The sequence below is a fragment of the Dactylosporangium maewongense genome, assembly GCF_039531485.1.
Lineage (GTDB): Bacteria > Actinomycetota > Actinomycetes > Mycobacteriales > Micromonosporaceae > Dactylosporangium > Dactylosporangium maewongense.
The window spans coordinates 135,552-148,372 of the sequence record NZ_BAAAQD010000026.1 but is presented as its reverse complement, the minus strand read 5'-3'; the positions used below and the strand labels follow the sequence as shown (position 1 = coordinate 148,372).

Below are 12,821 nucleotides of genomic sequence, written 5' to 3'. Positions count from 1 at the left end.
TCCAGACCGCTACCAGTCCAGACCGCCGTGCACGTCCACGACGCTGCCGTTGACGTACCCCGCGCCCGCGCCGGCCAGGAACACCGCGACCGCCGCGACCTCCTCGCCGGTGCCCGGCCGCCCCGCGGCGAGCCGCGGCCCGTACCTCGCCCACACCGCCGCGTTGCCGATGAGCTGCTCGCCCATGCCCTCCGCGATGATCCCCGGGGACAGGCAGTTCACCGTGATGCCGTGCGGCGCCAGCTCCACCGCCGCGGTGCGGGTGAGCGCCTCGATCGCCGCCTTCGACGCGCTGTAGGCCGCCGCCCCCGGCGTCGCCCGGGTGGCGAGCGCCGACGACAGCGTCAGGATCCGGCCGCCGCCGGCCCGCCGCAGCGCCGGGACGGCCGCCTGCATGGTGTGGAACGTGCCGGCCACGTTCGTGGCGAGCACGTCCGCGAACGCCTCCGGCGCCTGCCCGGCGACCGGCCCGGGGCGGCTCACCCCGGCGTTCGCCACGACGATGTCGACGCGGCCGAACCGCGCCTCGACCCGGTCGAAGAGGTCCCGGACCGAGCCCGGGTCCGTCACGTCGACCCGCTCGTCCGGCGGCTCCGCGGACCGCGCCGCGGCCACCACCTTGGCGCCCCGCGCCGCGAACGCCGCCGCGATCGTCCTGCCGATGCCCCGGGTACCCCCGGTCACCACCGCCACCCGCCCGTCCAGACTCATGCGGACAGCCTCCGCAGCCCCCGTCCACGGGTGCTACACAACACCTGGAGCCCGCCTCCAGGCCGGTCGTGGTCGCCGCTCCATCGGCCGCTGTCAACGTTCTCGGCATGGCAGATGCGAGGCGAGACCGGCGCCGGGTCGCCGGCGTTCCACGTGACGGGGCGCATGCGGCGGGGGACCGGCGCCGGGTGGCGATCACCGGCATCGGCGTGGTCGCCCCCGGAGGGGTCGGCACCAAGGCGTTCTGGGCGCTGCTCACCAGCGGGCGGACCGCGACCCGGACCATCACCGCGTTCGACGCCGGGGCGTTCCGCTCCCGGGTCGCCGCCGAGTGCGACTTCGACCCGGTGGCCGCCGGACTGACCCAGCAGGAGATCCGCCGCATGGACCGGGCGGCGCAGTTCGCCGTCGTCGCGGCCCGTGAGGCGCTCACCGACAGCGGTCTCGACTTCGACGCCCGCGACCCCGGCCGGACCGCGACCGTCATCGGCAGCGCCGTCGGCGCGACCACCAGCCTCGAGCGCGAGTACGCCGTGGTCAGCGACGCCGGCCGGCACTGGCACGTCGACCCCCGGTACGCGGTGCCGCACCTGTACGACTACCTGGTGCCGAGCTCCCTGGCCGCGGAGGTCGCCTGGGCGGCCGGCGCCGAGGGCCCCGCCGCGGTCGTCTCCACCGGCTGCACGTCGGGCCTGGACGCGCTCGGCCACGCCGCCGACCTGATCCGCGAGGGCTCCGCCGACGTCGTCATCGGCGGCGCGACCGACGCACCGATCTCCCCGATCACGGTCGCCTGCTTCGACGCCATCAAGGCCACCACCGCCCGCAACGACGACCCCGAGCACGCGTCGCGCCCGTTCGACCGCAGCCGCGACGGCTTCGTGCTCGGCGAGGGCTCGGCGGTGTTCGTCCTGGAGGAGCTGTCCGCCGCACGGGCCCGCGGCGCCCGCGTGTACGCGGAGATCGCCGGGTTCGCCGGGCGCGCCAACGCCTTCCACATGACCGGCCTGCGCCCCGACGGGGTCGAGATGGCCGAGGCGATCCGGGTCGCGCTCGACGAGGCCCGCCTCGACCCGACCGCCGTGGACTACCTCAACGCGCACGGCTCCGGCACCAAGCAGAACGACCGGCACGAGACCGCGGCGGCGAAGCTCAGCCTCGGCGCGCATGCGTACCGCACCCCGGTCAGCTCGATCAAGTCGATGGTCGGGCACTCGCTCGGCGCGATCGGCTCCATCGAGATCGCCGCGAGCGCCCTCGCGATCGAGCACGGCGTCATTCCGCCGACCGCCAACCTGCACGAGCCCGACCCCGAGTGCGACCTGGACTACGTGCCGCTGCACGCCCGGGAGCAGCGCACCGACACCGTCCTGTCCGTCGGCAGCGGCTTCGGCGGCTTCCAGAGCGCCATGGTCCTGGTGCGGCCGTGACCGCGCCCACCACGGAAGGCCGGGGCGCCGGCATCACGGAAGGCCGGGACGCCGGCATCACGGAAGGCCGGGACGCCGGCATCACGGGAGGCCGGGGCGCCGTCATCACGGGGATCGGTGTGGTGGCGCCGAACGGGTTCGGCACCGAGGACTACTGGCGGGCGACCCTCGACGGGCGCAACGGCATCGGCCGGATCACCCGCTTCGACCCGGAGCGCTACCCGGCCCGGCTCGCCGGCGAGGTCCGCGGCTTCGAGCCGCGCCGGCACCTGCCGAGCCGGCTGCTGCCGCAGACCGACCACATGACCCGCCTCGCGCTCGTCGCCGCCGACCTCGCCCTCACCGACGCCGGACTCGACCCCGCCGCCCTGCCCGCGTACGCGGCCGGGGTGGTCACCGCCAGCGCCTCCGGCGGCTTCGAGTTCGGCCAGCGAGAGCTGGAGAAGCTGTGGAGCCTCGGCGGCGAGCACGTCAGCGCCTACCAGTCGTTCGCGTGGTTCTATGCGGTGAACACCGGCCAGATCTCGATCCGGCACGGCCTGCGCGGCCCCAGCGGCGTCCTCGTCACCGAGCAGGCCGGCGGCCTCGACGCGCTCGCGCAGGCCCGCCGGCACATCCGCAAGGGGATCCCGGTCGTGCTGTCCGGCGGTGTCGACAGCGCGCTGTGCCCGTGGGGCTGGATCGCGCAGGTCGCCAACGGCCGGGTCGCGACCGGTGAGGACCCCGCGACCGCGTTCCGCCCGTTCCACCGCGACGCGGCCGGCTACGTGCCGGGGGAGGGCGGCGCGATCCTCGTCGTCGAGGACGCGGCCGCGGCGGCCACCCGCGGCGCCGCACCCCTGGCCGTCGTCGCCGGGTACGCCGCCACCTTCGACCCGCCGCAGGACAGCGGGCGGCCCGGCACGCTGCGCCGCGCCATCGAGATCGCGCTCGCGGACGCCGGTGCCGCCGCCGCGGACGTCGACGTCGTCTTCGCCGACGCGGCCGGGGTGCCCGCCCTGGACCGGGCCGAGGCAGACGCGCTCGCCGCCGTGTTCGGCCCGCGCGGCACCCCGGTGACCGCGCCGAAGACGATGACCGGCCGGCTCGCCTCCGGCGGCGCCGCGCTCGACGTGGCCACCGCGGCCCTCGCCCTGCGCGACGGCGTCATCCCGCCGACCGTCAATGTCGACGCCCCGGCCCTCGCCCACGACCTGGACCTGGTCACGTCGGCGCGCCCGGCGCGGCTGCGCACGGCCCTCGTCGTCGCCCGCGGGTACGGCGGCTTCAACGCGGCCGTCGTCCTGCACCACCCGACCGCAGCGCACCGACAAGGAGCAGCAGCATGAGCAGCAGAGAACTGACCGTCGACGGGGTCCGCGAGCTCCTGCGCGAGGTCGCCGGCGAGGACGAGACCGGCGGCCTCGACGGCGACATCGGCGCCGTGCCGTTCGAGGACCTCGGCTACGACTCCCTGGCGCTGCTGGAGCTCGCCGGGCGGGTCGAACGCGACTACCGGGTGCGGCTCGCCGACGACACCGTCGTGCAGGCTCGCACCCCGGACGAGTTCGTCGGCATCGTCAACCAGGCCCGGGCCGGTGCGCGGTGAGTTTCGCCCTGTGCGCCGGTTGCCGGATCCCGCTGTACGAGCCGAAGCTCGCCCGCAACCTCGGGGTGTGCCCCGAATGCGGGCACCACCACCGGCTCACCGCCCACGAGCGGATCGCCCAGCTGCTGGACCCGGGCAGCATGCACGCGCTCGACGCGCCGGTGTCCGACGCCGACCCGCTGCAGTTCCCCTCATACGGCGGCAAGGTGGATCGGGCGCGCGCCGCGTCCGGGCTCGCCGAGGCCGTCGTCTGCGTGCGCGGCACCATCGGCGGGGTCGCCGTCGTCGCGGCCGTCATGGACTTCCGGTTCCTCGGCGGCAGCCTCGGCTCAGCCGTCGGCGAGCTCGTCACCCGGGCCGCCGAGACCGCCCTGGCACAGCGCTGTCCGCTGCTGCTGGTGCCCGCGTCCGGCGGCGCCCGCATGCAGGAGGGCGCCGTCGCGCTCATGCAGATGGCGAAGACCAGCCAGGCGATCGGTCAGCTCGACGAGGCCGGGATCCTGACCGTCGCACTCATCACCGACCCCACGTACGGTGGCGTCGCCGCCTCCTACGCCTCGCTGTGCGACGTCACGATCGCCGAGCCGGGGGCGAGGCTCGGGTTCGCCGGGCCGCGCGTCATCGAGCAGACCATCGGCCGGCGGCTGCCCGCCGACTTCCAGACCGCGGAGTTCCTCCTCGAGCACGGCCTCGTCGACGCCGTCCGGCCCCGGGCTACCCTGCGCGACACCATCGCCCGGATCGTCGCCGTCGGCAGCCGCCGCGAAGGGCCGCCGCACCCGGTGCCCGCCGGCGACGTCGTGATCCGCGACGCCGACCACCTGGAGGACCGCGACGCGTGGGACACGGTGCGGCTGGCGCGGGACATCGGCCGGCCCAGCACCGCCGACTACCTCGACCGCATCTTCACCGACGTCGTGCGGCTGCACGGCGACCGGATCTCCGGCGAGTGCCCGGCCGTCATCGGCGCACTGGCGAGGCTCGACGGGATCCCGGTCGTCGTCATCGGCCACCAGAAGGGGCACACCGCCAAGGAGCTGTCCCGCAGCCGGTACGGCATGCCGACGCCCGCCGGCTACCGCAAGGCGGCCCGGCTGATGCGGCTCGCCGCCAAGCTCGGGCTGCCCGTGGTGACGCTCGTCGACACGCCAGGCGCGTATCCGGGTCCGGAGGCGGAGGAGCAGGGGCAGGCGGTCGCGATCGCCGAGAACCTGCGGCTCATGGCCGGCCTGCCCGTGCCCGTCGTCGCCGTCGTCACCGGCGAGGGCGGCAGCGGCGGGGCGCTCGCCCTGGCCCTGGCGAACCGGGTGCTCGTCCTGGCCAACGGCGTCTACTCCGTCATCAGCCCCGAGGGGTGCGCGGCGATCCTGTGGAACGACCCGGCGCAGGCACCGCGGGCGGCCAGGTCGCTGCGGCTGCGCCCGGCGGACCTGTTGCGCCTCGGCGTCGTCGACGGCGTCGTGCCGGAGCCGCCCGGCGGTGCGGCCGCCGACCACGCGGAGGCGGCGCGGCTGCTGCGGGCCGCGCTCGTCACCGAGCTGCGGTCGCTCCTGCCGCTGAACGCGCCGCGGCTCATCGTCGGCCGCCACGCCCGCTTCCGCCGCTTCGGCGCCCCGGTCGACCAGGTCGCGGCATGACGACCCTGGCGGAGGCCCGGGACGGCGCCGGGCCGGATGCGGCAGGGGTGCTGGACGCCGTCCGGCGGACCGTCCTGCTGCTCGCCAACGAGGCAGGGGCGCGACCGGAGCTGGTGCGGGTGTCCGTCGGTGACGTCGCGGTGGAGATCTCGTTCGGCGCCGTGCCGCCCGTCCCGGCCGCCGTGCCGACCGCGGACCGCAACGTTGGTTCCGTCGTACCGACGCCGCAAACGCCGGCAAGAGCGGCGTTGACCTCGCCGGCGGTGGGCGTGTTCTACCGGGCGCCGGAGCCCGACGCCGCACCGTTCGTCGCGGTCGGCGACACCGTCACCGAGGGGCAGCAGATCGGCATCGTGGAGGCGATGAAGCTGATGATCCCGGTCCACGCCGAGCGCGCCGGCCGGATCGCCGAGGCGCTCGCCGCCGACGGTGCGCCGGTCGAGTACGGCGAGCCGCTCTTCGCCCTCGACGGCGGGTGACGGCGGTGTTCGGGACCGTCCTCGTCGCCAACCGTGGCGAGATCGCGCTGCGGGTCGCCCGGACCTGCCGGGAGCTCGGCATCCGCGTCGCCGCCGTGCACTCCACAGTGGACAGGGAGTCGGCGGTCGTGCGGTACGCCGACGAGACAGTCCAGATCGGGCCCGGGCCGGCGCGGCGCAGCTACCTCGACTACGCCGCCGTGCTCGCCGCCGCCGAACGGGTCGGCGCCGACGCGATCCACCCCGGATACGGTTTCCTGTCCGAGGATCCGTCGTTCGCCGAGGCGTGCGAGGCGGCGGGGTTCACGTTCATCGGTCCGCCCCCGAAGGTCATCGCCGCGCTCGGCGACAAGACCGCGGCGCGGGCGCTGATGGCGGCGGCGGGCCTGCCGCTGCTGCCCGGCGAGCCGGTCGACGACGTCACGCGGGCCGCCGCCGTCGCCGGCGGTGTCGGCTACCCCGTCATCATCAAGGCAGCGGCCGGTGGCGGCGGGCGCGGCATGCGGGTCGTGGAGCGCGCGGCCGACCTCGCCGACGCCTACCTGCGCACCCGTGCCGAGGCACAGGCGCTGTTCGGCGACGACCGGGTCTACATCGAGCGGTACCTGCCCAACGGCCGCCACGTCGAGATCCAGGTCCTCGCCGACGCCCACGGCAACGCGGTGCACCTCGGCGAGCGCGACTGCTCCGTGCAGCGCCGGCACCAGAAGCTCATCGAGGAGACCCCGGCGCCCGGTGTACCGCGGGACGTCGTCGCGCGCATGGGCGAGGCCAGCGTCCGTGGCGCGCTCGCGGCCGGCTACGTCGGCGCCGGCACCTTCGAGTTCCTGCTCGACGACGCCGGGGACTTCTTCTTCCTCGAGGTGAACTGCCGCATCCAGGTGGAGCACCCGGTCACCGAGGCGGTCACCGGCCTCGACCTGGTCGCCGAGCAGCTGCGGATCGCCGCGGGGGAGCCGCTCGGCCTCACCCAGGCCGACGTCGCGCCCCGCGGCGTCGCGATCGAGTGCCGCGTCAACGCCGAGGACCCGGCCCGCGACTTCGCGCCCGCACCTGGCCGCCTGGACGCGTTCACCGTGCCCGGCGGGCCGTTCGTGCGGGTCGACACGCACGCGTACCCCGGCTACAGCGTCCCGTCGGCGTACGACTCGCTGCTCGCCAAGCTCATCGTGTGGGCGCCCGACCGGGACACCGCCATCGCGCGCAGTCGGCGGGCCCTCGCCGACTTCCGGGTCGACGGGCCGGGCGTGCACACCACCGCCGGCTTTCTCCGCGACGTCCTCGCCGACGCGTCGTTCCGCGCCGGCACCCACGACACCGGGCTCGTCGCCCGGCTGCAGTCCCAGCCCGAGACTCAGGAGGATTCATGACCGAGACAGCGGCGAAGCCGAAGGCGCCCGCCGGGCCCCGGCATGCGCTGGTCACCGGGGCCACCAGCGGGATCGGCCTGGCCGTCGCCCGTGCCCTCGGCGGAGCCGGCCATCGCGTGTACCTGTGCGCCCGCGACGCCGACGCCGTCGCCCTCACCGTGAAGGAGCTGCGCGACGAGGGCCTCGACGTCGACGGGCAGGCCGCCGACGTCCGCGACACCGGCCAGATCCGCACCCTCGTCGCCGGCGCCGTGCAACGCTTCGGACCCGTCGACGTGCTCGTCAACAACGCCGGCCGCAGCGGCGGCGGGGTCACCTCCGCGATCGCCGACGAGCTGTGGGACGACGTCATCGCCACCAACCTCACCGCCGTCTTCCACGTGACCCGGGAGGCGCTCACCGCCGGCGGGCTCGAGGGGCGCCCCGGCGGCCGCATCATCAACATCGCGTCCACCGGTGGCAAGCAGGGCGTCGTGCTCGGCGCGCCCTACTCCGCCTCCAAGCACGGCGTCATCGGCTTCACCAAGGCCCTGGGCCTGGAACTGGCCCGCACCGGGGTGACCGTCAACGCCGTCTGCCCCGGCTACGTCGAGACGCCGATGGCGCAGCGCGTCCGCGCCGGCTACGCCGCCGCGTGGCAGACCACCGAGGACGACGTCCTGGACCGGTTCCAGGCGAAGATCCCGCTCGGGCGGTACTCGACGCCTGACGAGGTCGCGGCGCTCGTCGGGTACCTCGTCACGCCGGCCGCGGACCCCATCACCGCCCAGGCGATCAACGTCTGCGGCGGGCTCGGCAACTACTAGGAAACGAGGACCGACGATGACTGTCTCCCATGAGATCACGGTCGCCGCGCCGCCGGACCGGGTGTACGCGCTGCTCGCCGACGCGGCCGGATGGCCGGCGCTGTTCCCGCCGACCGTGCACGCCGTGGCGACCCCGCTGTCCGACGGTGAGGAGCGGTTGCAGCTGTGGGCGACCGCGAACGGTGCGGTGAAGTCGTGGACCTCGCTGCGCATCCTCGACCCCGTCGCCCGGAGGATCACGTTCCGGCAGGAGGTGTCGGCGCCGCCGGTGGCGTCGATGGGCGGCGAGTGGCACGTCGAGGAAGCCGCCGACGGGCACAGCCGGGTCGTGCTCACCCACACGTACCGCGCGATCGACGACGACCCGTCGGGCCTGGCGTGGATCGCCGAGGCGGTCGAACGCAACAGCGTCGCCGAGCTCGCCGCGCTGGAGGCCGGTGCGCTCGCCGACCCCGGCATCGACTTCACGTTCTCCGACTCCGTCGAGTTCGCCGGCTCCGCGCGGGACGCGCACGCCTTCATCTGGGACGCGCAGCACTGGCCCGCACGGCTGCCGCACGTCGTCGGCGTCGAGCTGGGCGAGGAGCCGGCCGGCGTGCAGCGCCTGCGGATGGAGACCCTGGCGAAGGACGGCTCCAGCCACACGACCGAGTCGATCCGGGTCAGCCTGCCGGGCCTGCGCATCGTCTACAAGCAGACCCGGCCGCCGGCGTTGCTGAGCGTCCACACGGGACGATGGACGTTCGAGGAGCGCGACGGCCTCGTGACCGCCACGTCCCAGCACCGGGTGGTGCTGCGGCCGTCGGCCGTGGTCCCCGTGCTCGGTGAGGGCAGGACCGTCGCGGATGCCCGCACCTTCGTGCGCGAGGCGCTCGGCGCCAACAGCCTCGCCACCCTGCGGCACGTCGCCGGGGTGACCGCATGACGACCGCCGTCGACACCGGTCTCTACCAGCGGGTGCAGCAGTTCTACGCCGTGCAGATGCGGCTGCTGGACGAGGGCCGCGCCGAGGAGTGGGCGGACACCTTCACCGAGGACGGCGAGTTCGGCCAGGACCGCCGCCCCGCACCGCGCCAGGGCCGGGCGGAGATCGGGGGGCGGCTGCGCAAGGCCGCCGACGCGCTGGCCGCCCGCGGCGTGGTCCGCCGGCACTGGCTCGGCATGCTCGCCGTCGAGCCGCAGCCCGACGGCACCGTCACCACCCGCTACTACGCGCTCGTCATCGAGACCCCGGCCGGCGGGCAGTCGGCGCTGCACCTGAGCACCGCGGCCGACGACGTCCTCGTCCCCGACGGCGACACCTTCCTGGTCCGCCGCCGCTACGTGGTGCACGACGGCTGGACCCCGTGACGCTGCTCCCCTTCTACGTGCGGCAGCTGCACCTGCTCGATGCCGGGGAGGTGGACGCGTGGGCGGCCACCTTCACCGTCGACGCGGTCTTCACCCAGGTCGCCCCCGCCGGCAGGACGTTCGCCGGCGGGGCACCGGCGCAGCGTCGCGGGCGGGCGGCGATCGCCGGTGCGCTGCGGGCCGCGGTGGCGAAGCGCGCCGGCTCCGCCGTCGTCCGCCGGTACTGGCTGGACATGCTCGTCGTCGACCCCGCGCCGGGCGGTGCGCTGCGGACGAGGTTCGCCGCCTTTAACGTCGAGACGCCCGCCGCCGGCCGCCCGGTGGTCCACAACAGCACCACCGGCGAGGACCTGCTGGTGCCCGCGCCGGGCGGCTGGCTCGTCGCCGCCCGCCGGATCACCCACGACGCCGTCAGCTGACGGTGATCAGACGGGCAGGGCCTTCTTGCCCAGGCCCTTGATCGAGGCCTTGGCCTTCTTGCCGGGGTTGAACAGGGCGAAGCAGCGCTGGTTGCGCTCGCCGGCGTCCCAGCCGGCCTTGGTGAAGCCGTCCCAGGCCATGCCCATGTCGCTGCGAGTGTTCAGCTGGGACTCGGTGAGGCCCATGAACTTCGCGATGGCGGGCCAGCAGCGGTCGGTCGTCCACTTCTTCAGCAGGTCGTGGGAGGGCAGCGCGCCGCCGACGCCGGCGCCGACCTGGACGGTGCCGACGAACTCGGCCTCGTGCGGCTGCGCGCAGTCGATCTGGGTGAGCGCCCGGATGTCACCCCACCAGTTGTCCTTGCCCTTGTCGCCGTTGACCTCGATGCAGTGCAGCGCCTTCGGTGCGGCGCCGGTCAGCGAACCCTTCAGGGACGAGCTGACCAGGGAGCCGGAGCTGTAGACGTAGACGTCGCTTGTCGCGTAGACGGAGCAGACGTAGGTGCGCAGGCCTCCGCTCCACGGTGTCCGGTTCGGCATCTGGACGTTGATGCCGAGCATGCCGGTGTGCCAGTCGCCGCCGACGTGGTCGCTGACGGCCTTGCCGCAGGCCGCGTACGCCGCCTTGGCGTCCTCGCTGCCGGCTGCGGGTGGCTCCGAGGCCTGCGCGGCGTCGCCCTCGACGGTGCCGGTCATGACCACCTCGAGCGAGTGCGGGCGGTCGCACGCGACCCGGGCGCCGAGCAGCGACGACGGGTTGTAGGACGGCTGCGCGTCCCGGTCCAGGCACGCCCCGGTGGCCGGCAGCTCGAACCGCGGCGCGGCGAGGGGCTGCCAGTCGTCGACCAGGTCGGAGTCGACTCCCGGGACCTTGACGCCGCAACCGGACAATCCGAGCAGCACGGCGGCGAGGGCAGCGGCGATCGCCGTCCGGGCAGGCGTCAACATCGTCTCTCGTTTCCCCCGTTGCAGCGCCACCGTCCGGTGGCGACCACGACTGTCTTCGCCGCGCGACGGGATGTCAATGCCGATCCGGTCACACCTGCCCAGGTCAGACCGGAAGTGCCTTCGTCGCGATCCCCTTGATGGACGCGCGGAGCTTCTTGCCCGGGTAGGACAGGGCGACGCAGCGCTGGGTGCGGTCGCCCGCGTCCCACATCGCCTTGTCGAAGCCGTCCCAGAAGACCCCGATGTCGCGGCGCGAGTCCAGCTGGGCCCCGGTGAGCCCCATGAACTTCGCCACGGCGGGCCAGCAGCGTTCGCCCGCCAGCTTCTGCAGCTGATCGGTGGAGGGGAGCTCGCCGGAGATGTCCGCGCCGACCTGGACGGTGCCGGCGAACTCGGCCTCGTGCGGCTGCGCGCAGTCGACGGGGGTCATCGCACGGACCTCCTCCCACCAGCCGTCGGAGCCCTTGTCGCCGTTGACGTCGAGGCAGTGCATCGCCTTCGGCGCGGCGCCGGTCAGCGAGCCCTTCGACGAGCCGGTGGACGACCCGATCCGGCCGAAGAAGTCGCTGAGGACGAGGACCGAGCAGACGTAGGAGCGCAGCCCGCCCTCCCAGGAGCGGCGCGCGGGCATCTGCATGGTGACGCCGAACAGGCCGGTGTGCCAGTCGCCGCCGACGTAGGCGTCCGCCGCCGCGCTGCACGTCTTGTACGCCGCCCGGTACGCCTCGCCGCCCGGCCCACCGCCCGGCTCGGGTGGCACGGCCCGCTGGGCGGCGCTGCCGTCGACGGTGCCGACCAGGACGACCTCGAACGTGTGGTCGCGGTCGCACGGGGTCTCGGCGTCGCGCACCGTCGACGGGCTGAAGGTCGTCGTCGCCGCGCTGCCTTCCAGGCACGTCCCGACGGCCGGCAGGTCGAACTTCGGCGCGGTGAGGGCCTTCCAGTCGTCGATCAGGTCGCCGTCCGCGCCGGCGGGCGGCAGGGTGCAGCCGGACGCGCCGAGCAGCACGCCGGCCAGCACGGCGGCGATCGCCGCCCGGGTACGTGCCGTCATGCCGGGAATCCCTTCTTGCCGAGCCCCTTGACCGTGGCGCGGGCCTTCTTGCCCGGGCGGAAGAGGGCGAAGCAGCGCTGGTACGGGTCGCCGGCCTCCCACTGGTATCTGCCCATGCCGTCCCAGGCGGCCCAGAACTCCTCGCGGGCGTCGAGCTCGTTGCCGCTGAGACCGACGAACCTGGCCACGACGTCCCAGCACGGGCCGAGCGACCGCTTGCGCAGCACGTCGGAGGCGGGAAGGGAGCCGGTGGCCGGGCCCACCTGGATGGTGCCGGCGAACTCGGCCTCGTGCGGCTGCGCGCAGTCGATCGGGGTCAGCGTCGACATGTCTTCCCACCAGCCGTCGGACCTGGTGGTGCCCGTGGCCGCCAGGCAGCGCAGCGCCCTCGGCGCGGCGCCGGTCAGCGAGCCCTTCAGCGACCCGGTGTTCATCTGCATGACGCCGTAGGCGTCGCTGAGCGCGACGACGGAGCAGACGTAGTCGCGCAGCCCGCCCTGCCAGGCCTGGCTGGTCGGCTGCCGCACATCGATGCCGAGCAGGCCGGTGTGCCACTCGCCGCCGACGTAGCCGGCGACCGCCTTGCCGCAGGCCGTGTAGGACGCCTGGAAGCCTTCGCTGCCCGGCTTCGGGGGCGCCGGCGCCTGCGCGGCGCTGCCCTCCACGGTGCCGACCAGGACGACCTCGAGCGTGTGGGCCCGGTCGCACTCGATCGGGGTGGCCACGGTGTAGGCCGGGTCGAACGGGGTCTTCGTCGTGGTGCTCAGGCACGCCCCGACGGCCGGCAGGTCGAACTTCGGCGCGGCGAGCGGCGGCCAGTCGTCGGTGAGCTCGCCGTCGACGCCGGCGGCGGTCAGGCCGCAGCCGGACGTGCCGAGCAGCAGCCCGGCGAGGACGGCGGCGGCAGCCGCCCGGACAGCACGCTTCATCGACTCTCGTTCCCCCGTGGATCTCCACCCGGACGGTGGAGATGATGACTGTCTGCGGTCGCCGGCCGGGATGTCAACAGCCGTGCGGGTCGATGTCGCC

The 12,821-nt window shown here is 74.6% G+C and carries 14 protein-coding genes; 10 read left to right on the top strand and 4 right to left on the bottom strand.

What is annotated here, in order from left to right; translation table 11 throughout:
• Positions 1-9: 9 nt before the first annotated feature.
• The gene (locus tag ABD332_RS46380) at positions 10-711 is read right to left on the bottom strand and encodes an SDR family NAD(P)-dependent oxidoreductase (protein ID WP_344511072.1); all 702 of its coding nucleotides are present in this window, start codon (positions 709-711) and stop codon (positions 10-12) included.
• Between the two features lie 107 nt (positions 712-818).
• Between ABD332_RS46380 and ABD332_RS46375 the strand changes: the two genes are divergently transcribed.
• The 10 genes from ABD332_RS46375 to ABD332_RS46330 all read left to right on the top strand — a co-directional run bounded on the left by ABD332_RS46375 (position 819) and on the right by ABD332_RS46330 (position 9,790).
• Positions 819-2,141 (top strand): beta-ketoacyl-[acyl-carrier-protein] synthase family protein, encoded by a 1,323-nt coding sequence (locus tag ABD332_RS46375; RefSeq protein ID WP_344511070.1) that lies wholly within the window; start codon positions 819-821, stop codon positions 2,139-2,141.
• Positions 2,142-2,221: 80 nt separating this feature from the next.
• Positions 2,222-3,469, top strand: a complete 1,248-nt coding sequence (locus ABD332_RS46370) for a ketosynthase chain-length factor (protein WP_344511116.1) — start codon at positions 2,222-2,224, stop codon at positions 3,467-3,469.
• On the top strand, positions 3,466-3,729 hold the full coding sequence (locus tag ABD332_RS46365; protein ID WP_344511068.1) for an acyl carrier protein: 264 nt from the start codon (positions 3,466-3,468) through the stop codon (positions 3,727-3,729). Before ABD332_RS46370 ends, ABD332_RS46365 begins: the two co-directional genes overlap by 4 nt.
• A complete protein-coding gene (gene accA / locus ABD332_RS46360) occupies positions 3,726-5,366 on the top strand; it encodes a carboxyltransferase subunit alpha (protein ID WP_344511066.1) in 1,641 nt (546 codons plus the stop codon). Before ABD332_RS46365 ends, accA begins: the two co-directional genes overlap by 4 nt.
• Positions 5,363-5,845: an acetyl-CoA carboxylase biotin carboxyl carrier protein gene (locus ABD332_RS46355; RefSeq protein WP_344511064.1), complete on the top strand. Its 483-nt coding sequence runs from the start codon at positions 5,363-5,365 to the stop codon at positions 5,843-5,845. The genes accA and ABD332_RS46355 overlap by 4 nt, the downstream gene beginning before the upstream one ends.
• Before the next feature lie 5 nt (positions 5,846-5,850).
• Positions 5,851-7,215, top strand: coding sequence for an acetyl-CoA carboxylase biotin carboxylase subunit (locus ABD332_RS46350; protein WP_344511062.1), 1,365 nt, complete (start codon positions 5,851-5,853; stop codon positions 7,213-7,215).
• A complete protein-coding gene (locus tag ABD332_RS46345; protein WP_344511060.1) occupies positions 7,212-8,021 on the top strand; it encodes an SDR family NAD(P)-dependent oxidoreductase in 810 nt (269 codons plus the stop codon). The genes ABD332_RS46350 and ABD332_RS46345 overlap by 4 nt, the downstream gene beginning before the upstream one ends.
• Positions 8,022-8,037: 16 nt before the next feature.
• Positions 8,038-8,946, top strand: a complete 909-nt coding sequence (locus ABD332_RS46340; RefSeq protein ID WP_344511058.1) for an aromatase/cyclase — start codon at positions 8,038-8,040, stop codon at positions 8,944-8,946.
• Entirely contained in the window at positions 8,943-9,371 is a 429-nt protein-coding gene (locus ABD332_RS46335) for a nuclear transport factor 2 family protein (protein ID WP_344511056.1), read from the top strand. The genes ABD332_RS46340 and ABD332_RS46335 overlap by 4 nt, the downstream gene beginning before the upstream one ends.
• Positions 9,368-9,790, top strand: coding sequence for a nuclear transport factor 2 family protein (locus ABD332_RS46330; RefSeq protein WP_344511054.1), 423 nt, complete (start codon positions 9,368-9,370; stop codon positions 9,788-9,790). The genes ABD332_RS46335 and ABD332_RS46330 overlap by 4 nt, the downstream gene beginning before the upstream one ends.
• Before the next feature lie 6 nt (positions 9,791-9,796).
• Here the strand turns inward: ABD332_RS46330 and ABD332_RS46325 are convergent, their stop codons facing one another.
• The 3 genes from ABD332_RS46325 to ABD332_RS46315 all read right to left on the bottom strand — a co-directional run bounded on the left by ABD332_RS46325 (position 9,797) and on the right by ABD332_RS46315 (position 12,721).
• Positions 9,797-10,738 carry a septum formation family protein gene (locus ABD332_RS46325; protein ID WP_344511052.1) on the bottom strand — a complete coding sequence of 314 codons (942 nt, stop codon included), beginning with the start codon at positions 10,736-10,738 and terminating at the stop codon, positions 9,797-9,799.
• Between the two features lie 103 nt (positions 10,739-10,841).
• Positions 10,842-11,792 carry a septum formation family protein gene (locus tag ABD332_RS46320; RefSeq protein WP_344511050.1) on the bottom strand — a complete coding sequence of 317 codons (951 nt, stop codon included), beginning with the start codon at positions 11,790-11,792 and terminating at the stop codon, positions 10,842-10,844.
• A complete protein-coding gene (locus tag ABD332_RS46315) occupies positions 11,789-12,721 on the bottom strand; it encodes a septum formation family protein (protein ID WP_344511048.1) in 933 nt (310 codons plus the stop codon). The genes ABD332_RS46320 and ABD332_RS46315 overlap by 4 nt, the downstream gene beginning before the upstream one ends.
• Between the last annotated feature and the right edge of the window lie 100 nt (positions 12,722-12,821).